Annotated in this window: 28 protein-coding genes and 1 tRNA gene; 26 read left to right on the top strand and 3 right to left on the bottom strand. The window is 46.2% G+C overall.

Annotated elements, in window-relative coordinates; all coding sequences use genetic code 11:
* Positions 1-19: 19 nt before the first annotated feature.
* The 9 genes from cmk to I8U27_RS14340 all read left to right on the top strand — a co-directional run bounded on the left by cmk (position 20) and on the right by I8U27_RS14340 (position 7570).
* The gene (gene cmk / locus I8U27_RS14380) at positions 20-688 is read left to right on the top strand and encodes a (d)CMP kinase (RefSeq protein WP_181753269.1); all 669 of its coding nucleotides are present in this window, start codon (positions 20-22) and stop codon (positions 686-688) included.
* 3 nt (positions 689-691) lie between these two features.
* Positions 692-1279 (top strand): lysophospholipid acyltransferase family protein, encoded by a 588-nt coding sequence (locus I8U27_RS14375; RefSeq protein WP_181753267.1) that lies wholly within the window; start codon positions 692-694, stop codon positions 1277-1279.
* 103 nt (positions 1280-1382) lie between these two features.
* The gene (gene rpsA, locus I8U27_RS14370; protein WP_181753265.1) at positions 1383-2531 is read left to right on the top strand and encodes a 30S ribosomal protein S1; all 1149 of its coding nucleotides are present in this window, start codon (positions 1383-1385) and stop codon (positions 2529-2531) included.
* 114 nt (positions 2532-2645) lie between these two features.
* Entirely contained in the window at positions 2646-3263 is a 618-nt protein-coding gene (locus tag I8U27_RS14365) for a hypothetical protein (protein WP_181753263.1), read from the top strand.
* A gap of 61 nt (positions 3264-3324) precedes the next feature.
* Positions 3325-4224 (top strand): YIEGIA family protein, encoded by a 900-nt coding sequence (locus tag I8U27_RS14360; RefSeq protein WP_181753445.1) that lies wholly within the window; start codon positions 3325-3327, stop codon positions 4222-4224.
* 6 nt (positions 4225-4230) lie between these two features.
* Positions 4231-4425, top strand: a complete 195-nt coding sequence (locus I8U27_RS14355; RefSeq protein WP_181753261.1) for a capping complex subunit for YIEGIA — start codon at positions 4231-4233, stop codon at positions 4423-4425.
* 94 nt (positions 4426-4519) lie between these two features.
* Positions 4520-5836 carry a ribosome biogenesis GTPase Der gene (der, locus tag I8U27_RS14350; protein WP_181753259.1) on the top strand — a complete coding sequence of 439 codons (1317 nt, stop codon included), beginning with the start codon at positions 4520-4522 and terminating at the stop codon, positions 5834-5836.
* Between the two features lie 101 nt (positions 5837-5937).
* Positions 5938-6525: a glycerol-3-phosphate 1-O-acyltransferase PlsY gene (gene plsY, locus I8U27_RS14345; RefSeq protein WP_181753257.1), complete on the top strand. Its 588-nt coding sequence runs from the start codon at positions 5938-5940 to the stop codon at positions 6523-6525.
* Between the two features lie 19 nt (positions 6526-6544).
* Positions 6545-7570 (top strand): NAD(P)H-dependent glycerol-3-phosphate dehydrogenase, encoded by a 1026-nt coding sequence (locus I8U27_RS14340; protein WP_181753254.1) that lies wholly within the window; start codon positions 6545-6547, stop codon positions 7568-7570.
* Between the two features lie 155 nt (positions 7571-7725).
* Here I8U27_RS14340 and I8U27_RS14335 read toward each other — a convergent pair whose 3' ends face one another.
* Positions 7726-8118 carry a hypothetical protein gene (locus I8U27_RS14335; RefSeq protein WP_181753252.1) on the bottom strand — a complete coding sequence of 131 codons (393 nt, stop codon included), beginning with the start codon at positions 8116-8118 and terminating at the stop codon, positions 7726-7728.
* On the opposite strand from I8U27_RS14335, the gene I8U27_RS14330 reads away from it, so the two are divergent.
* From I8U27_RS14330 to ndk, 17 genes are all read left to right on the top strand, one after another.
* Positions 8117-8320: a hypothetical protein gene (locus tag I8U27_RS14330; protein WP_181753250.1), complete on the top strand. Its 204-nt coding sequence runs from the start codon at positions 8117-8119 to the stop codon at positions 8318-8320. The two genes, I8U27_RS14335 and I8U27_RS14330, sit on opposite strands and share 2 nt — an antisense overlap.
* Positions 8321-8403: 83 nt before the next feature.
* Positions 8404-8562, top strand: coding sequence for a hypothetical protein (locus I8U27_RS14325; protein WP_181753248.1), 159 nt, complete (start codon positions 8404-8406; stop codon positions 8560-8562).
* 27 nt (positions 8563-8589) lie between these two features.
* On the top strand, positions 8590-9306 hold the full coding sequence (locus I8U27_RS14320) for a DUF3939 domain-containing protein (protein ID WP_181753246.1): 717 nt from the start codon (positions 8590-8592) through the stop codon (positions 9304-9306).
* Between the two features lie 68 nt (positions 9307-9374).
* On the top strand, positions 9375-9518 hold the full coding sequence (locus I8U27_RS14315; protein ID WP_181753244.1) for a hypothetical protein: 144 nt from the start codon (positions 9375-9377) through the stop codon (positions 9516-9518).
* 168 nt (positions 9519-9686) lie between these two features.
* Complete coding sequence (gene spoIVA, locus I8U27_RS14310) at positions 9687-11165, top strand: stage IV sporulation protein A (protein WP_181753242.1); 1479 nt, start codon at positions 9687-9689, stop codon at positions 11163-11165.
* Positions 11166-11335: 170 nt separating this feature from the next.
* Positions 11336-11611, top strand: a complete 276-nt coding sequence (locus tag I8U27_RS14305; protein WP_181753240.1) for an HU family DNA-binding protein — start codon at positions 11336-11338, stop codon at positions 11609-11611.
* 196 nt (positions 11612-11807) lie between these two features.
* Entirely contained in the window at positions 11808-12374 is a 567-nt protein-coding gene (gene folE / locus I8U27_RS14300; RefSeq protein WP_181753238.1) for a GTP cyclohydrolase I FolE, read from the top strand.
* An 80-nt stretch (positions 12375-12454) separates the two neighbouring features.
* Positions 12455-12531: transfer RNA gene (locus I8U27_RS14295), tRNA-Pro, on the top strand.
* Between the two features lie 178 nt (positions 12532-12709).
* On the top strand, positions 12710-12952 hold the full coding sequence (gene mtrB / locus I8U27_RS14290; RefSeq protein ID WP_181753236.1) for a trp RNA-binding attenuation protein MtrB: 243 nt from the start codon (positions 12710-12712) through the stop codon (positions 12950-12952).
* Between the two features lie 85 nt (positions 12953-13037).
* Entirely contained in the window at positions 13038-13529 is a 492-nt protein-coding gene (locus tag I8U27_RS14285; RefSeq protein WP_181753233.1) for a hypothetical protein, read from the top strand.
* Between the two features lie 260 nt (positions 13530-13789).
* Positions 13790-14542 (top strand): heptaprenyl diphosphate synthase component 1, encoded by a 753-nt coding sequence (locus tag I8U27_RS14280; RefSeq protein ID WP_181753231.1) that lies wholly within the window; start codon positions 13790-13792, stop codon positions 14540-14542.
* A 5-nt stretch (positions 14543-14547) separates the two neighbouring features.
* Entirely contained in the window at positions 14548-15273 is a 726-nt protein-coding gene (locus I8U27_RS14275; protein ID WP_181753229.1) for a demethylmenaquinone methyltransferase, read from the top strand.
* An 18-nt stretch (positions 15274-15291) separates the two neighbouring features.
* Positions 15292-16161 (top strand): UbiA-like polyprenyltransferase, encoded by an 870-nt coding sequence (locus tag I8U27_RS14270; protein ID WP_181753227.1) that lies wholly within the window; start codon positions 15292-15294, stop codon positions 16159-16161.
* A complete protein-coding gene (locus I8U27_RS14265) occupies positions 16158-16757 on the top strand; it encodes a UbiX family flavin prenyltransferase (protein ID WP_181753225.1) in 600 nt (199 codons plus the stop codon). The genes I8U27_RS14270 and I8U27_RS14265 overlap by 4 nt, the downstream gene beginning before the upstream one ends.
* Positions 16754-17599 carry a menaquinone biosynthetic enzyme MqnA/MqnD family protein gene (locus tag I8U27_RS14260; RefSeq protein WP_181753224.1) on the top strand — a complete coding sequence of 282 codons (846 nt, stop codon included), beginning with the start codon at positions 16754-16756 and terminating at the stop codon, positions 17597-17599. Before I8U27_RS14265 ends, I8U27_RS14260 begins: the two co-directional genes overlap by 4 nt.
* Before the next feature lie 14 nt (positions 17600-17613).
* Entirely contained in the window at positions 17614-18585 is a 972-nt protein-coding gene (locus tag I8U27_RS14255; protein ID WP_181753222.1) for a polyprenyl synthetase family protein, read from the top strand.
* 248 nt (positions 18586-18833) lie between these two features.
* Entirely contained in the window at positions 18834-19277 is a 444-nt protein-coding gene (gene ndk / locus I8U27_RS14250) for a nucleoside-diphosphate kinase (protein WP_181753220.1), read from the top strand.
* A gap of 136 nt (positions 19278-19413) precedes the next feature.
* Here the strand turns inward: ndk and I8U27_RS14245 are convergent, their stop codons facing one another.
* Together I8U27_RS14245 and I8U27_RS14240 are read right to left on the bottom strand one after the other, a co-directional pair.
* The gene (locus tag I8U27_RS14245; protein ID WP_181753218.1) at positions 19414-19788 is read right to left on the bottom strand and encodes a phosphatase PAP2 family protein; all 375 of its coding nucleotides are present in this window, start codon (positions 19786-19788) and stop codon (positions 19414-19416) included.
* A gap of 71 nt (positions 19789-19859) precedes the next feature.
* Positions 19860-20093 carry a hypothetical protein gene (locus I8U27_RS14240; protein WP_181753216.1) on the bottom strand — a complete coding sequence of 78 codons (234 nt, stop codon included), beginning with the start codon at positions 20091-20093 and terminating at the stop codon, positions 19860-19862.
* Positions 20094-20224: the final 131 nt, after the last annotated feature.

Genomic DNA, 20224 nt, shown 5'->3' with positions numbered 1-20224 from the left:
AGGGAGGATTTGTCAGGTAATGAAACATTTTTTAGTTGCCATTGACGGACCGGCGGGAGCCGGAAAAAGCACTGTAGCACGCCGGGTCGCGGATCACCTTGAGATTACTTATGTAGATACGGGGGCTATGTATCGATCCATCGCTTGGAAACTACTCAGGGAAAAAGTAAATGCAGCCGATGAGGCAGCTGTCACCCAATTGGCGGAATCGATGACATTTGCTCTTGACCCTGCAGGCATATGTGTGGACGGGACACGGTTAACAGATGAGATCCGTACTCCGCAAGTAACTGCCCTCGCGTCAACAGTCGCTAAGATGGCCGGAGTCAGGCGGGCATTGGTCAGAAAACAACAGGAAATTGCGGAGCGGCAAAGTGTTGTGATGGATGGAAGAGATATTGGCACTCATGTCCTGCCTCACGCCGATGTAAAGATCTTTCTCACCGCCTCCATTGAAGAGAGGGCACGCCGCCGGTACAAAGAGTTACTGGATAAAGGCATTTCAGCTGATTTGGAATCCCTTAAAGAAGATATCTGCCGCCGCGATGAAAATGACAGAACACGCCAGTATGCACCACTGCGGCAAGCCGAGGATGCGATCTTAATCGATACGACAAATCAATCCATCTCAGAAGCCGTAGAAGTGATTCTTCAACTTTGCCGGAACAAATTGGGCGGTGAGGAGTAAGATATGTTATATGTTTGGATTCGTCAGCTTTTTCGCATCATTTTTGCTACTTTTTTTCGGTGGAAAGTAGATGGGCTTCATCATGTTCCAAGTGAGGGTTCAGTAGTGGTTTGTGCAAACCATATCAGCTACTTGGATCCGCCGCTGATCGGCTGTGCAATCCGGCGAAAAGTTCACTTTATGGCGAAAGAAGAATTGTTTAGTGCTCCTGTTTTAGGTTCTGTCGTTCCCAAGCTTGGTGCTTTTCCGGTTAAAAGAGGAGAAGGTGACCGGCAAGCGCTGAAAACCTCCATCCGGATCTTGAAGGAGAGCAAGGTGCTGGGGATTTTTCCTGAGGGAACGCGTTCAAAAACGGGGGAGCCGGGTAAACCGCATATGGGTGCTGCCCTGATCGCTTTGAAAACGAATTCACCCATTATTCCAACGGCTATAATTGGACCTTATCGGCTCTTTCGCCCCGTCCGGATTGTTTTTGGAAAGCCGATTGATGTCTCTCCCTACATCCAGGGTAAAGTGAATTCGGAAGCAGCCAGTGCGGTGACTGAACAGATGATGGAGCAGATCAAACAAATAATGGAAACTTACAGGTAACATGATCATTTGAATAAGGGTGTACTTCTTCACCTTGTTCGTCTTGATCTTTACTTATAAAAAATGGTTATTAGTTTGTAGGTATACGAGGAGGTTTTCGTTCATGGCGGAAGAAATGAAATCTACGGAAGTCGCTTCTCTCCAGGTCGGGGATGTAGTGAAAGGGAAGGTTGTAAAAGTAGAAAATAACCAGGCACTCGTTGACGTTGGATACAAAACTGAAGGAGTATTGCCGATTTCCGAGTTGTCCAGCCTTCATGTAGACCAGATTTCTGATGTGTTAAGTGCAGGAGATGAAGTCGAAGTACAAGTGCTTCGCTTAGATGATGAAGAAGAGAAACTGGTCGTTTCCAAAAAAGCAGTGGATGCAGAACGAGCATGGAAAGAACTTCAACATAAATTTGAAACGGGCGAAACCTTAACGGCTAAAGTAGCTGACGTAGTAAAAGGCGGTCTGGTTGTCGACGTGGGAGTTCGCGGCTTTATCCCGGCATCGCTGGTAGAGCGCCATTTTGTAGAGGATTTCTCCGATTATAAAGGTCGCGAACTCACCTTGAAAGTGATTGAAATCGACCCGGAAAAAAATAAACTGATCCTGTCCCGCAAAGCAGTATTAGAGGATGAAGCAAACCGTCAGAAGGAGAAAACTCTCAACTCCCTTGAAGCGGGACAAGTGCTGGACGGAACGGTTCAACGGCTCACTGATTTTGGGGCATTTGTAGATATTGGCGGAGTTGACGGGCTTGTACACGTATCCGAGTTGGCCTGGCACCGTGTCGGGCATCCTTCTGAAGTACTTTCGGAAGGAGATCAAGTGAAAGTGAAAGTGCTCAAAGTAGATCGTGAAAATGAGCGCATTAGCTTAAGCATTAAAGAGACCCAGGAAGGCCCGTGGGATCAGGTATCCAAAAGCATTCAACCTGGGGATGTAGTGAAAGGACAGGTGAAAAGGCTGGTATCTTTTGGCGCATTTGTCGAGGTTTATCCCGGTGTGGAAGGACTGGTACACGTCTCGCAAATTTCCCGCCGCCATATTGCCACTCCGTCGGAGGTACTGGAAGAAGGCCAGGAAGTACGGGTAAAAGTACTGAACATGCAGCCGGAACAAAAGCGCATCAGCCTGAGTATCAAGGAAGTTGAACAGGAAGAGGCCCGTAAGGAAGTTGAAGAGTTCGATAACAACAATAACAACAATGCCGGTTTAAATGTTACACTGGGAGACGTTTACCCGGAACTGCGCAACTTGAAATAATCAGTTTCATCTTTTGCAACCAGCCAATTCTTTTCTTTGGCTGGTTTTTTTGTGCTTAAAAATAAACACTCTGATGTAAACTAGGAAAAAATCCAGGACTAGGAGGTGAAGAGAGTGAATCCGGGCATCACTGCCATGTTGTGCATTTTGGCATTTCTCATATTGATTTATACCGGCTGGTTTCCAGCGTTGGCTGATGATATCGGCTATCCGAAGCCAATCATCCTGCTTACTCTGTGTGCAGCGGCCGTATTGACTGGATTTCATGCCTTTCCAAACCATATGATGGTACAAATTCATCCCGGTTTTCTGCCTCTGGCTGTGTTGTTCTGGGTTTTTGTTCGCAAAGTCAGAAAGCAGTTTCTTGTTTCTTTCTTCAGCTTAAGTTTGTTTCTGGGTTCCATCTTATTCTTGTGGCATGAACTGAAGCATGTGGATACCGATTGGGCTGATCCCCTTTTCCGCATACCTGCCGTTCTGTTGCTGGTGTTGATTCCCGTATGTTTTACGAGAAGATTTGAGGAGCAGGCAGTGCTTACGATTGCTGCTGCGATGGTCACTCATTTTTGGATTTTGGTTTTTCATGTTGAAATGTTGAAACCCTTGATAATCGGGAATGCTGACTGTCTGGATACGGCCTGGATCTGTATTAGCACTCTTTTCATGTTCCATTATTCTGTTCGGACACTTGGGAAATGGATAAGAAAAAGAGGAAAGGTCGGCTCTATTTAACATTGCAGTTTCTCAAACAGACTGATTTGAGGGGTCAGGAAAAAGGAGTATACTTATGCAGATGCACATTTATACATGGGCGGTTGTCGTTGGCGTTATAATGGGTATTTTGACACGAATGCGCATGTTGCAGATCGATTATCGCCAATATCCCACTTATCCGCATGGATATATCACTCATCTGGCACTGGGGCTGATCGCTTCGGCGCTGGGAGCAGTAGCTGTTCCGGCGCTTTTGCAAAAAGATTATACAGCAGTTACCTTCCTCGCCCTGGCAGCCCAACAGTTTCGGGATGTACGCAATATGGAAAGAGAAACGCTGTCAAAGCTGGATGAGATGGAATTGGTCCCGCGGGGCGCCAGCTATATTGAAGGGATCGCCAAAGTTTTTGAGAGTAGAAATTATTTGGTCATGCTCTCAGCGATTCTCACTTCCCTGTCGGTGATTCTTTCCCGCAGCTGGTTGATTGGCATCATTGCAGGAGTGATCCTGATCGGGATCACCGGGTATTTTATGTCCGGTAAAGTGGTCAAAGATATCGCAGTTATATCTGAAGGGCAATTGAGGGTAGAAGGGGCTAATCTGTTTGTAGAAGATATTTATCTTATGAATATTGGCCTGGAAGATAATAAAAAGCGCATTTTGGAACACGGGATCGGGATCATCATTAAACCGAAAGATGCCAGCAGTGTGGTTACGATCGGCAATCTTGGACAGCGGCAGGCGATTATGCACGATGTTTCCGCCATTTTGGGTGTGTTTCGCGATACGGGAGAACCGGCACTTGTCCCGATTGCCAAAAGGGATTTAGACGACGGAAGACTGGGATTGCTGATTCTGCCGCAGGAAAGAGATGTGAAGAGAGCCATTCATGTGATTCAATATGTACCTGTGTTGGAAAGTGCCGTGCGCAGACCCGGTCAGTTTTCTGAAGGCAATATTGCAAAGCAAGTGAGGTAAACAGTGATGGGAACAACGATCGAAAAACTGATTTTGGCCATTGTAACGACAAAGCCTGACCATATAGCCGGTGGGGCTCCCGTTTTTGTTGCTGATACAAAAGAGGAGTTTACCCGGAAAGCATTTGTCCTGGAGAAGATTTTGGACGGTATGGCTCATGAAGTAGACCCGCATACCATGATTATTGTTCGCCATTCGTAGGCGGTTGCTTAAAGGGCTAAATACAGATAAGATAAGGTATGTCGCAATGATTATTTTGTTATAGAGATTTTGATTAAAAAGTGAGGATTATTCTATGAGTCTACCCGTTGTTGCCATCGTGGGGCGGCCGAATGTTGGAAAGTCAACCATGTTTAACCGTTTGGCCGGTGAACGGATTGCGATTGTAGAAGATAAGCCCGGCATTACCCGGGATCGGATCTATAGTCGAAGTGAATGGAACGGAAGAGAGTTCCATCTGATTGATACAGGTGGCCTCGATTTTGGCGAGCAGGACGAGATATTGGACCATATAAAAAATCAGGTTGAGTTAGCCATTGAAGAAGCAGATGTGATCTTGTTTGTTGTCGACGGGCGGGACGGGGTCACTTCGGCGGACGAAGAAGTTGCCCGCTTGCTTTATCGGTCAAACAAGCCGGTGATCGTTGCTGCCAACAAAATTGATAATATCAAACACAAAGACGAAGTTTATGAGTTTTACCAACTGGGGTTTGAACATGTGATTCCCATATCCTCGATTCACGGTACCGGCACAGGGGATATGCTGGACGTTCTGGTCAGCCATTTCCCCGACAAAGAAGAAGAGGCGTATGATGAGGATACAATTCGTGTCTCTTTGATCGGGAGGCCAAATGTCGGGAAATCTTCTCTGGTCAATGCGATCCTCGGTGAACAGAGGGTCATTGTCAGCCCTGTTGCCGGAACGACTCGGGATGCCATTGATACACCATTTGAGTATGAAGGGCAGAAGTATGTTTTAGTCGATACAGCGGGGATTAGAAAGCGTGGAAAAGTATACGAATCAATTGAAAAATACAGTGTATTGCGCGCCCTGAAGTCAATTGAGCGCTCTGATGTCTGTTTAGTGGTGATTGATGGTGAGCAGGGGATTGCCGAACAGGATAAAAAAATCGCCGGTTATGCACATGAAGCCGGATGTGCCGCCATTTTTGTCGTAAACAAATGGGATGCAGTGGAAAAAGATGATAAGACGCTGGATCGCTTTAAGCAAAAAATTCGAGACCATTTTCAGTTTATGGAGTATGCCCCCATTCTGTTCGTCTCTGCGAAGACGAAACAGAGAATTCACCAGATTTTACCGCTAGTCTCTGAAGTTGCAGAGCAGCATGCGATGCGTATTTCTACCTCTGTACTGAACCAGGTGCTTCATGATGCGATGCTCCGGACACCTCCCCCTTCGGACCGCGGGCGGCGCTTCCGAGTGCAATATTCGACGCAGGTGTCGGTGAAGCCGCCTACGTTTGTCCTGTTTGTCAATGATCCGGAGCTCGCCCATTTCAGTTATTTGCGTTATCTGGAGAATCAATTGCGCAACTCCTTTTCATTTAAAGGTACCCCGATGAGGATTGTGCTGAGGAAAAAGAACTCTTAACGAAGATATAAGTTGAACGAAAAAAGATAAAAAATGGAATTGGTGTGACAATATTGGCCAACACCTGGCTTCAGCTTATATAGATAGGGAGAGGTAGAGATATGTTGCAGACTTGGGTAGCCCCCATTGTTCTGTCTTACTTGTTGGGGGCTGTCAGTTTCAGTTATCTGTTGACCCGCTACCTGAAAGGCGTGGATATTCGCGATTATGGGAGCGGAAACGCAGGTGCGACTAATACATCCCGCGTATTGGGGAAAGGTCCGGCTATTATCGTATTTTTGCTGGATGCCCTGAAGGGGATGGCAGCTGTGGGCATCGGCTCTCTCTTGAGTAACGGGAATGAAATTGTGATGATGTTGAGCGGAATTGCCGCTATCGTTGGGCATAATTGGCCGGTTTTCTTGCGTTTTCGCGGTGGAAAAGGGATTGCTACCACCGTGGGTGTCATGGCCCTGCTCGTCTTTTATGCAGCTCTGATCGCAGGAGTATTTGCCATTTTATTCATCTTCATTACCCGTTATGTATCGCTCGGCTCTTTGATTTTTACATGCAGTATCCCGATCGCCCTGCTCGTGATGGGCTACTCTGACATCTTGATCTGGCTGAGTCTGGTCGTTGCCCTGATGGCTGTGATCAGGCACAGGCAAAATATTATCAACCTGTTTAAGGGACAGGAACGCAAGATTTAATGCTAAGGGAGAAGGAAAAATGGATCAACGAGTAGCTGTACTTGGCGCCGGTAGTTGGGGAACTGTTCTTGCAACTGTATTAGCGGAAAATGGTTGTGATGTGACCTTATGGGCACGGCGAACCGAGGTCGCAGATGAAATCAATCATTCCCATACCAATCATAAATATTTGCCGGGAGTAATGCTTCCGGAGGCAATTACCGCCTCTACATCAATTTCTGATACGGTTACGGGAAAGGATATGATTCTGTTCGTGGTTCCTTCCCATTCGATGCGCACGATTGCCGGGGAAGCAGCTCCCTGGGTGAAGAAGGATGCACTTGTCGTACACGCCTCCAAAGGATTTGAAGTGGGAACATGGAAACGGATGTCGGAAGTTTTAAAAGAAGAGTTGCCTCCTGAACAGGGGGTGCGAATAGCTGTTCTGTCCGGCCCCAGCCATGCGGAGGAAGTGATTCAGAAATGTCCGACCACCGTTGTGGTGGCCTCTGTTTGCCAGGAGACGGCTGAACGGGTGCAAGCCATTTTTATTAATTCTTATTTTCGCGTGTATACAAACCCGGATATCATCGGCGTTGAGGTGGGGGGTGCACTGAAAAACATTATTGCCCTGGCGTCAGGGCTGGCTGATGGCTTGGGGTTTGGAGACAATTCCAAAGCGGCCTTGATTACCCGCGGACTGGCAGAAATCGCCCGTCTTGGTTCAGCGATGGGAGCCAAGCCGATCACCTTTGTCGGTCTTGCGGGGGTAGGTGACCTTGTGGTTACTTGTACGAGCAGGCACAGCCGAAACTGGCGGGCAGGTCATATGATCAGCCAGGGAAAAAAGCTGGAGCAGGTGTTAGAGGAGATGGGAATGGTTGTTGAAGGAGTAAAAACAACACAGGCCGCACATGCTTTGTCAGCAAATTATCAAGTTGAAATGCCCCTTGCTGAACAGCTCTATGCTGTCCTTTTTACAGGAAAAGACCCGGCACAGGCAGTGAAAGACCTCATGACCCGGGGCAGAACCGGAGAACTGGAAGAAATAATCCAGGGTTGGTAAGCCATTTGGGCTCTTTGCCTGTTGCAAGGTTTCTTGACTGTTCATACTCTGTAATAGCTTCAACCATTATCCATAAACTTGAGCACCGGAATCAGGGAAAAGGGAATCAGTTAACAGAGGATAATGGGAATAAAACAGGGGCAATGCTTGAGGCATTACCCCTGTTTTCTTTTGGAGAAAGAGGAAGTGGTTGGTTTACTGGTTTGAAAGAGATGGGAAACAAGCTTTTGAAAGAGCGGAGACTGTATCACCGCCATCAACTGGTTTAGATCGATGTTCTGCAGCAGCGGAATGAGAGGGTTTCCGAAATCACCCGGACCTTTTTTTGTTTCAGCGGGCAGATGAATGACCGGGATCTCTTCATCATCAAAGTGATGATGCTGGGGTTCCTGCCCCTGCAAGAACGAGAATGGATTTGATCTCTCTTTTCGTTTGGATTGTATCAGCATCCTTGATGCAATTTCAAACATCTGGTATGCAGTATCCATGAAGGTTTCTACATGTTTGATCGTATGGCTCAAATCTTTGACGGTGGATCGAAAGGTCATGAAGCCACTTAAAATCTTCGCAAGGTTGATTGAAGATAAAGACGGTGGTAGGATTGTTTGTTGGGTCAAAGGGGACGGAGCGTTTGACGTGCGTGTCTTCTTAGACCTTTTTCGGGAAGCGTTTTTTCGTGTGTTAGGTTTCATTTGGCTTCCTCCATTCAGGCTGATGTCCATTTATATTATGCATTTGGCCCGAATCTGAACTGGGACAGATGTCCTGCTGATTGGTAGGCGGAAGCGGATTTGCTATACTGATGGAGATGAGGACAAGGGTGGTGTTGACAGTTGGACTTAATGATTGTTCTTTTTCTGCTAGTTTTAATTAATCTTTTAATTGCGATTGGAAGAGGGCAACAAAGAAAATGGCTTCGGTATCTCCTGCTGACCATTTCTTTTTTGTTGTTGCCTGTTACTTTGCTTTTCGTACTGAGAGCGATTTTATAACTGGCAGGTGATCGGGGAGTGAGTAAGATGAAACGTTTGATTGCCTTGATGGGGCTCGTGTTGATGATGGGCCTTTTATCAGGGTGTCTGTATCCACAAGAACGAAGACAGCATGCTGAGCAATTGCCACAGCATATCATGAACGTGCAGGCAGCGGTAGATGCTTACTTTAAGGAACATAAGGAGTTGCCTTACAAGTATACGGAAAATGAACATAAACTGACGACCAAGTATCTGGTTAATTTTAAAACACTGCAAGGATACCTGAATGATATTCCGCCAACTGCTTTTGAAAAGGGGGGCAACTTCCTGTATGTCCTCATAAATGTGGAAAAAAAGCCGACCGTGCGTGTTTATGATCTGCGTGTCGATGGTGAGATCAGCAAGGTTCAACCATATGTAAACCGATATGTTGAAGAAAAGGGACAAATCCCGCGTCTCGATCAGGTAGCCTCCGGTTACTATACGATCAACTTTGACCAACTGGGGGTTGATCCGGTTACGATTCCAAGTCCGTATTCGACTGACACCCAGCTGCCTCTTCTTGTCGACAGCCAGGGCAAAGTGTATGTAGACTACCGAACGGAAGTGATGAAAAAAATTCAAGGTTCGCAGAAAAAACCGGAGGCCGGTCAGGATGTGAGAGAGTGGCTGGCTCAGGATTCATTTTTTGTCCCGGCCTTTTCTCCGGCTATGAAAATGGAGGAGGGCGATCCTGTTTTTGCACCGGTCAGGCAAAAATAGAATATTCCCTTTATTCCCTTCATAAATTAGGTGAGAGTGGCGGATCACGCTTTGAAAGGGTGGGGCAGATGGAGGGCTTTTGGTTTCATCTGTTGGTTATCCCGGGTATCTTCCTGCTTGGCCGTCTTTCCGGTTCGATTAAAATTGCCGGTTTTCGTGCCAAACCCGTATCCTCCCGTAAAAAGACACGTTTTTTCTCCCGGTTGCCATAAAAGGAGAGCTGCTGAGGAACAGGGTGGCTCTATTTTTTTTCATAAAGATTCATATTGGCAAGACGGACTCATATATTAGTAGTGTCCAAGGAAGGGACCGGAGGGAGGGGATAGCCTTCGCACCGGCGACAGATCCAGCATGACGGAAACCTTGAAGGAGGGAATTTCGTGGAAAAAGTAGATATCTTGAAAGATATTGCAGAACGAACAGGCGGAGACATCTACCTGGGTGTGGTCGGTGCGGTGCGCACCGGTAAGTCAACCTTTATTAAACGCTTCATGGAACAAGTGGTGATTCCCAACATCAGTGATGAATCGGAGCGGACCCGTGCCACTGACGAGTTGCCACACAGCGGGGCTGGTAAAACAATCACCACGATTGAGCCAAAATTTATTCCCAACCAGGCCGTAAACATTCATGTGGGCGACGGTTTAGATGTAAATGTTCGGTTAGTGGATTGTGTTGGCTATGCGATTGAAGGTGCTAAAGGCTATGAAGATGAAAATGGGCCGCGCATGATCAACACCCCCTGGTTTGAGGAACCTATCCCTTTTCAAGAAGCAGCTGAAGTAGGGACGAGGAAAGTGATCCAGGATCATTCTACTCTGGGGATTGTCGTAACAACAGACGGTTCGATTACAGATATCCCGCGCTCCTCTTATGAAGAGGTGGAAGAGCGGGTGGTCCAAGAGTTGAAAGAAGTAGGAAAGCCATTTATTCTTCTGTTAAATACCACTCGCCCTTACAGTGAGGAAACACAATTTTTGCGAACAGAACTCGCCGAAAAATATGATATCCCTGTTGTTGCCCTCAGTGTAGCAACGATGGATGAAGATGATATTCTGGGAGTGATGAGAGAGGTTCTGTACGAGTTCCCTGTTCATGAAGTGAATGTAAATCTTCCCAGCTGGGTGATGGTTTTGGATGAAGACCACTGGTTGCGCCGCGACTTTGAAAACTCTGTCCGTGAGACAGTGAAGGACATTAAACGTCTGCGCGATGTAGACCGGGTTGTGGGACACTTTTACAACTATGAATTTATCGAAAAAGCAGCCTTATCCGGCATGAATATGGGACAGGGAATTGCCGAGATTGATCTTTATGCACCAGATGAGCTGTATGACAAAGTATTGACTGAAGTGGTTGGTGTTGAGATCAGAGGAAGAGATCACTTGCTGGAACTCATGCAAGAGTTCAGTATCGCCAAACGCGAATATGACAAAGTGGCTGAAGCGGTCAAAATGGTGCGTACAACCGGTTACGGGGTGGCTGCTCCGGCGCTGGAAGAGATGACCCTGGATGAGCCGGAACTGATTAAACAGGGCTCCCGTTTTGGTGTCCGCCTCAAAGCAACGGCACCGTCCATCCATATGATCAGAGTGAATGTCCATTCGGAGTTTGCGCCGATTATTGGTTCCGAAAAGCAGAGTGAAGAACTGGTCAATTATCTTATGCGGGATTTTGAGCATGATCCGCTTCGCATCTGGGAATCAGATATATTTGGCCGCTCTCTGAACCAAATTGTCCGCGAAGGGATCCAGGCGAAGCTTTCCATGATGCCGGAAAATGCCCGCTATAAACTTCAGGAAACCTTAGAAAGGATCATCAATGAAGGCTCGGGAGGTTTAATCGCTATTATACTATAGTAAAAATTTTGAAAAGAGCGCTCATAGCGCTTTTTTTATTTCAATCCCTTGAACTTCCCTAATGTCTGTATTAGTATAGGATTGTCCCACGTATTGATTTCACCTGTTTTCGTGAATATCACCGGAAATGAAGGGAAAAGAATCGTGGACTTTGTACAGGAGGTGCGGTTATGAACAAAACCGAACTGATTAATAAGGTAGCAGAAGCTGCTGAATTGACCAAAAAAGATGCTACAAAATCTGTAGAAGCTGTGCTTGATGCGATTACAGAAGCTCTTCGTGCAGGTGAAAAAGTACAACTGATCGGCTTTGGTAACTTTGAAGTGCGTGATCGCGCGGCTCGTAAGGGACGTAATCCTCAAACCGGAGAAGAGATTGACATTCCGGCAAGCAAAGTTCCGGCGTTCAAACCCGGAAAACAATTGAAAGAAGAAGTAAACAAGTAGGCAGAATGCTATATTAGCCATCGAAAATAGGTGGAATTACATATTGCCTGCTTCAAAAGGGCCTCTTTTTGGAGGCCTTTTTCCTTTGCGCTTGGGAGCGGTCGTGGAGGAAGCTCCATTATGGTATAATGGTTCGGGAAATAAAAGCCTACAAATATTCCGTTGTTAGAAATGGATATGGATGGAGGAAACATCAATGGAAGTCGACCATCGCAAAATTGAAGAAGCGGTGCGGATGATATTGGAGGCAGTGGGAGAAGATCCAAACCGTGAGGGTTTGTTGGATACACCAAAACGTGTTGCCAGAATGTATCAGGAAATATTTTCAGGTTTGGGACAAGATCCCAAAGAACATTTTTCCGTGATTTTTAGTGAAGACCATGAAGAACTGGTTCTGGTCAAAGATATTCCGTTCTTTTCTACCTGTGAGCATCACCTGGTGCCGTTTTTCGGAAAGGCCCATGTTGGATATATCCCGCGTGGAGGTCGTGTAACAGGCTTAAGTAAATTGGCACGCGCCGTAGAAGCAGTAGCCCGGAGGCCTCAGTTGCAGGAGCGGATCACTGCGACGGTTGCTGATGCCATCATGGACAAACTGGATCCCCACGGAGTGATCGTTGTGGTGGAAGCTGAACATATGTGCATGACGATGCGCGGGGTGAGAAAGCCGGGTGCGAAAACAGTTACTTCAGCGGTACGTGGTGTTTTTGCCAAGGAGGCAACCACTCGGGCAGAAGCACTAAGTTTAATTGGGATAAAATAATTTTCTATTTCCTCTTGACACTGTTGCCAGCCCGTTATATACTCATAATTGTCACTGCGACACACAAAGTTATGAACTTACGGGCTATGGCGCAGCTTGGTAGCGCGCTTGCATGGGGCGCAAGAGGTCGTCAGTTCAAATCTGGCTAGCCCGACCAAGAACTAAAGACCCTTCCACTATGGAGGGGTCTTTTTATGTCTAACTGCTCCGATTGGAGAGAAAAGGGCCTGAACATCCGAAGCGGTAAATTCTGTGGCCTGATGGTGAATCAATGGTTCATTTCCATGCTAAACTATACATGAAAAGTTTACTCCGCTTCAATTGCATGATGATATATGAAATGGGAGGGAACCCCTTTGAAAGGGCTAATTGGAGATTATATTATTATTAAGGCCAAAGAAAACGGTGTAAATGTGATTGGTTTAACCAGGGGGAAGGATACGCGCTTCCATCATTCCGAGAAACTGGATAAAGGGGAAGTAATGGTCGCACAGTTTACCGAACACACCTCAGCCATCAAAGTACGAGGGAAAGCGACAATCATCACTCCTTTCGGGCAGGTTGAAACCGAGGAATAAGGACAGAAAGCCCGCTTTCATTTCCAGTCATGTTTCTGTATGGTCATCGATAAAATGATGACAGGAGGAAACAAGGGGGATCAGAATGAAAGCACTTGCCCGGAGGATGTTTGCCACTATTTTCTTATCTGTGTTGCTAGTTTCACTTTTATCATTGATTCCGATGCTCTCTCATCAGAGGAACAGTGATTCGGAATTTCCTGTATTTCAACAGGATGGAGAAAAAAAGTTATATCGGGAACATTTGGTGGATTTTTTGCTGAGCCAGTCTGTACAAATGGAGATCAAACGGGTTGATTTGAATCAGGGAGCCCTTTATGTTGAAATGGTCCAAGCTCCACATCTCAATGAAGAGGGGATGTACCGGGAGGTGTTTCAAATCATTAAAAACAGTTTGGTGGGGACGGATAATATACAGACGATCCGTCTATATATTCACAACCCGGACAGAACCAGCTTTATGGTGGAGGCCAAACGGCAGCATATTCAAAAGGACCCCCGCATGAAAAATGCCAGGGGCTTGCCGTTGAAACAATACTTGGAGGAAATGTTTGAAATAACAAAGTTCTCTTTCTAATCCTGCTGTTAACATTTCCACGGCAACTTCCCATCCGGGAGGTTCGTACCGAATTCCAGGGTGATTGTTCCCGTTTCGGCGGTCTCCGCTCCGTCTCGTGCATGCCTACAGCAATGTGCTGTCTTTCATCCTCGGGTGAAACTGCAGGCTTTCAGACAGCATTTTCTGTAAATAGAGGAGCCTGTGCCGATCCTCTCAAAAGTATGGTATACTATTGTAGTGCTTTTATCTCTATTGGACATTTTTGGGGGGACGCTTTCATGACGTCCATACATACAGAATTTATTAATATCATGGATCATATTGAAAAACTAACCTGTCAATCCTACGTTACAAAGACAATCGGGAAGCCTCCTGTCCCAGTTTTTTTTGTGCGCGTATTACATTTGATGTTGAGATCACTGGGTGTCTCGGAAAAGCGTATACATGTTTTTTGTGTTTCAACCACGTTACTGCAAATGGGTTTAGTCACCCATGACAGAGTTTCCTTAGCGGAGCAGCTATCACCTGAGGAAATGCGTGAACGCCAACTGATGGTGCTGTCGGGAGATTATTACAGCAGTCTCTTTTATCATCTTCTGTCAAAGCATCAGGAGATCGAAGGAATCCACTGTTTAGCAAAAGCAACCAGTTTGATTAACGAGATAAAGATGACTCACCGCGCTGAACAGTGTAAGGGAAAGCCTCTTGACCTCCAGGCACTAAAGCGAATTCAATCCATTAGCAGTGGATTACTGACGGCTCTGGCCGATTTTTTTCATGTTGGGCAAGAATCGGAAAACAATTGGAAAAAGATTATTCCGGGTCTGATGCTCTTCGATGAACTCCGGCATTGCAGTGACTCTTTCAATCCCGGTGATACCAGCAGCAGTGAGTGGATCAGGGAAACATGGGCAGAGATGGGACATGCTCTGATGAATATAGAACAGCAGGATATCAAACGGAAATTATCGGAGATGCTGAATACGCAATTTCTCTGGCTAAGTGAACTTTCTCTGGTGAAAGAGAGTTGAGTGGAATGCGTAAGCGAGAAGCGGAAACAAAGGCAAAATTTGTACATAGTGTGTTTGAAAGTATCGCAAAAGATTATGACCGTATGAATACTCTGCTCAGCTTTCGCAGACATAAAGCCTGGAGAAGGTTTGCAATGAAGAAAATGAATGTTCAACCGGGTGATACTGCAATCGATGTTTGTTGCGGGACCTGTGATTGGACGATCGCACTTGCCGGAGCCTCAGAAACGGGAAAAGTGGTTGGCTTAGATTTTAGCCAAAATATGTTGGCCGTCGGAAAAGATAAGATCCGGGCCAGTCAGTTGAATAATCAAATTGAGCTGGTTCAGGGAAACGCGATGGAACTTCCTTTTCCGGATAACACATTTGACCATGCGACGATCGGCTTCGCTCTCCGAAATGTACCTGATTTCGTTCATGTACTGCGGGAAATGAAACGGGTTGTCAAACCGGGGGGACAAGTGGTTTCGCTGGAACTGTCCAAGCCGGCCTGGCCAGTGTTTCGGTATATCTATTACGTTTATTTTCAACGCTTGCTTCCCTGGCTTGGAAAGCTGTTTGCCGATCGATATGAACAGTACCGCTGGCTGCCGGAATCTCTTGTCACCTTTCCTGACTATAAGGAATTAGCAAGAATCATGAATGAAAAGGCCGGCCTGGTTGATGTGCAAGTTTACCCGTTAACGGGAGGAATTACCGCTCTCCATATTGGCCGCAAGCCGAAAGATTGAAGAGGGAAGATGTGAGAAATGAATGTACTGAAAAAGTTACAGATCATTTTAGAAATGATTAAATTTGAACACACCATTTTTGCTTTGCCCTTTGCTTATCTGGGTGCTGTACTTGGCAGTCTTGAAGTAAACGGCCACCTTCCTTCATGGGGACAGATTGGCTGGATTACCCTGGCGATGGTTGGGGCAAGAAGTGCAGCGATGGCCCTCAACCGCTTGATTGACCGGCATATAGATGCCAAAAATCCACGCACGAAAAACCGGGCTATTCCTGCCGGATTAGTCTCTGTTCCATTTGTGTGGGGCTTTGTCGTTGTTTCGTTTGCATTACTTTATCTGGCTGCGTCCCAGTTAAATGATCTGGCCGTTAAACTGATGCCAATCGCTGTTTTCTTCCTGGTGCTCTATTCCTACACCAAGCGTTTTACATGGACCTGTCACCTTATTCTGGGAATCGCTACCGGCCTCGGTCCTCTTGGAGGATGGGTGGGAACAACGGGACAAGTGGATCTGACGGCCATTCTCCTGTTCGTAACAGTGGCACTTTGGATTGGCGGTTTTGATGTGATATATGCTTGCCAGGATGTCAACTTTGACAAAAAGGAAGGTTTGTATTCCATTCCTGTACGTTTTGGGATCAGGAATGCCCTAATCATTTCCTCTCTCATGCATCTGGGAACCGCAGCGGGGCTGATCAGTCTCCTGTTGTTAACCCAATTGCAGCTGTGGTTTGGGATTGGAGTTTTCATTGCCCTTGCGATCCTGATCTATGAACATTTGATAATTTCAGCAGATGACTTATCACGGCTCAATACGGCCTTTTTCACAATGAATGGAGTTTTGAGTGTAATTGTGTTTGTTTTCACAATGGCGGATGTGCTGCTATGAGCAGAAAGCGATTCATTGTAGCTATGTCAGGAGCGAGCGGGGCACCTTACGGTTTATGTTTGCTTGAAGAATTGCTGAGACAGGGACATGAGGTTCATTTAGTGGTTACTGAAGCAGCGTGGCGGGTATTAAAAGAAGAGCATCAGTGGGAGGTTCAACAGCGGGAGCAGCTTTTTTTTGAGCGTTATGGGAATCTTTCCGGGCCGTTAGTCTATCATCCCATTAAAGATATCGGGGCCTCCATTGCCTCCGGTTCTTTCATGTGTGATGCAATGGTGGTTATTCCTTGCTCGATGGCGACACTGGCGAAAATTGCCCAGGGCATTTCTTCCAATTTGTTGGAGCGTTCGGCAGATGTGATGCTGAAAGAGCGGAGGCCACTCATTCTTGTTCCGCGCGAAACACCTCTCCATTCGATTCATTTGGAAAATATGTTGAAGTTATCCCGCTACGGAGCTTCGATCGTTCCTGCGATGCCCGCCTTTTATCATCAACCCACAGAGATTGAGGAAATGGTTCGGTTTATAGCGGGGAAAGTGTTAGACCTGTTGGGAGTTAAACATGATTTGTACAGACGTTGGGAGGGCCGCCAATGAAACCGATTCGCATTGGCAAGATTTCTTTTACAAATATCCTGCCTATCTATCACTATTTTGATCAGCGCGGAACACAAGTGGAATTGATCCCGCAAGTTCCAACTCAGTTAAACCGGGGGATGGCAAAAGGTGAGATCGATATGGGTCCCATTTCTTCGTTTGCCTATGCAGAGACCTACCCCGATTATGTTCTGATGCCCGACCTGTCGATCAGTGCAACAGGCCCGGTTGGCTCCATCTTTCTGTTTACCCGTGGAGAAGAGCTGGCCGATTTACATCAAGCCCGTATTGCACTGACGAATACATCAGCTTCCTCAGTTGCTCTGCTCAGGATTTTACTGGAAAAGTTTGCAGGAGCGAAACCTGAATATGTAACTATGGATCCCTGCCTGGATGACATGATGAACCGGGCAGATGCCGCTTTGCTAATCGGAGATGATGCGTTAAAAGGATTGTGGCGCAACTCCGGATACCGGATTCTCGATTTGGGCCAGGAGTGGTATAACAGAACCGGGATGAGTATGACATATGCAGTGTGGGCAGTACGGCGGGAAATTGCGGAAACGCGTACTGCCGAGCTGGAAGAAATATTTGTTCGTTTTATGAAAGCCAAAGAAAAGGGGCAGCGTGACCCACGGCCGGTGATCCGGGAGGCGATGCGGCAATTGGGCGGAGATGTACCGTTTTGGGACCGGTATTATGATGGGTTATCTTATGACTTGCGGGAAAAAGAAATTGCGGGTTTAAAGGCATATTATCGCTATGGGGCCGAGTTAGGCTTGTTACCTCCGGATGTGCAGATTTGCATGTTGGACTTGCCTGCCGGTCTCGGCATGCGTTGACCAGGGTGAAGCGGATGAATTTGCAGGGAATATACCACAATCTAAAAAAAGACCTTCAAGTGGTGGAAGCAGCGTTAGTTCAATCGGTACAGACAAATCATGAACAATTGTTTGCTTCGGCGAGCCATTTGTTAAAGGCGGGCGGAAAGCGGATGAGGCCCGTATTTGTTCTTTTGTCCGGGCATTTTGGCAAATATGAGATAGAAAAGCTCCGGCAAGTGGCTGTTACGCTGGAGCTGATTCATATGGCGTCACTTGTTCACGATGATGTAATCGACAATGCCCGGACGCGGCGGGGGCGAAAGACAGTCAAGGCGGAGTGGGATAACCGTGTTGCCATGTATACGGGAGATTTTATTTTTGCCCGGGCACTGGAAGAGATTACCCGGATTAAAAACCCCGATGTACAGCAAATTTTGTCAACGGCGATTATGCGTATGTGTCAGGGAGAAATTGAGCAAATCAAGGACTTATATAATAGTGATCAATCTTTGCGCAGATACCTGCACCGCATTAAAAGAAAAACAGCCCTTCTGATGGCCGTCAGTTGCCAGCTGGGTGCCCTGGTCAGCGGGGCGGTTCCGGAAATAGTCCGAAATCTGAATGCCTATGGGTATTATGTGGGAATGGCCTTTCAACTGACTGATGATGTACTTGATTTAACCGGGGAAGAAGAGACACTCGGGAAGCCTGCCGGAAGTGATTTGCGACAGGGGAATGTTACTTTACCGGTGATCTATTCACTTGCTTATGCAAGCCCTTCAGAACGGGAAAAAATACTGGCTTATCTTCATTCCCGGGGGAAAGAGGGTTCTGTTGAAGAGATGATCGCCATTGTTCAAAAAACGGGTGGAGTGGAATATACTTTGCAATTATCTAAACGTTATCTGCAAAAAGCGATCAATAGCCTGGAGTGTTTGCCGTTCACTCATGAGCGGGAATCCCTCCGAATGATTGCGGAGTTTATTGTGACTCGATCTTATTGATGATGCGGTTTGAAGCAGACCTGGGAAAGACGGGTCTGCTTTTTATTTTGAAGAACTAACAGGCTGTCAGAAAAGGATATGGTGGGAGATCTGTCATAACAACGAGGAGGGTTGGCGGACGGTTTGATGACCATGATTGTCCTATGAAAAGGCTTGTCATTGTCATAGTCTCTTGATAAAATTTTGATGGTCACCGTTTGGTAGCCTTTTCAGTACGATTTTACATAGTTAATTGGAGGAACTATCCTATGGAAAAAACATTTTTGATGGTGAAACCGGATGGAGTTCAGCGCGGATTAATCGGTGAGATCGTTTCCCGTTTTGAAAAGAAAGGATTTCAACTTGTTGGTGCCAAACTGATGATGGTATCACAAGAGCTGGCCGAAAAGCATTACGCTGAGCATAAAGAGAAGCCATTTTTTGGTGAACTGGTTGATTTCATCACCTCCGGGCCGGTTTTTGCAATGGTTTGGCAAGGACCTAACGTGATTGCAACGGCCCGCCAAATGATGGGGAAAACTAACCCGGTCGATGCGCTTCCGGGTACCATCCGCGGGGACTTTGGAGTCAGCGTTGGAATGAATATTATCCACGGTTCCGATTCACCGGAAAGCGCAGAGCGTGAACTAGCTCTATGGTTTAACGATAAAGGGACCGTTGATTACGAAAAAACCATTAATCAATGGATCTAATGAGGCGAGAGTACGGATCAGTTTCCGTACTCTTTTTATATTTTGACTAATTTTAATTAAAACTAGTTTGCAATACAAACTATATTTAAATCGGACTGACGGTAACATACTGACTTTGACCATTCCAGGAAGATTATCAATTGCGTTTGTAATATTGAAGTATATTCAAACCTTTGATGCAGGCGACCAACCAAACTCCCCCGGCTGCAAAGCCGGCAATGACATCACTTGGATAGTGGACACCCAGATAAACACGGCTGGTTCCAATAGCTAAAATAAGAAGAACAGTGAAGACAATCTCATACCAAGAGGGTTTCCCCTTCGTTCGCAGGTTAAACCATACCAAATAACCGATCATTCCATAAAAAGCGGCTGCTACCATAGCATGACCGCTGGGATAACTGTATCCATCTACTTCTATCAGGTGTTGTAGATTGGGGCGGGGTCGTTGAATCAAAGATTTTAAAGTGATATTGAGCAACCATGCGCCTGCCAGATTCCCGGCTAACATGACTGCTTCCCAAATATGCTTTAGACGAAATAAAAGGCAGGAGCCAATTAATAGCATCAGTATAATTTCCGTTAGGGCGGAACCCATATGGGTAATCCCAATGCTAAGTAAGTGAGCCATTCATTTAAAAAGCTTCTTAAAAAAAGCCCCACTACGGTATCGAAAGTTCCCAATTTATAGGTAAGAAGATCTTCAGATCGCCCCGCGAACCATACCAGAAGCAGAAAACCGTCTATCATTCCGCCACTCACATTTGTTCCCATTTTCCCTGCCCGTGTAAGTGTCCAATGGTCTTTTTTACTCACTTTCAATGCTCCCTGGATTCATCATATAATAATCCCTCCTCGTATAGTAAGTTTAAATCCTCAAAAACAATCCATTTCCAGTTAAAACTCGTTCTTTGAAAAGTGAATATCCATCATTCATAGGGGGTGGA

This window comes from Paenactinomyces guangxiensis (assembly GCF_016055185.1).
GTDB lineage: Bacteria > Bacillota > Bacilli > Thermoactinomycetales > Thermoactinomycetaceae > Paenactinomyces > Paenactinomyces guangxiensis.
This window is presented reverse-complemented; position numbering and strand designations above follow the sequence as displayed.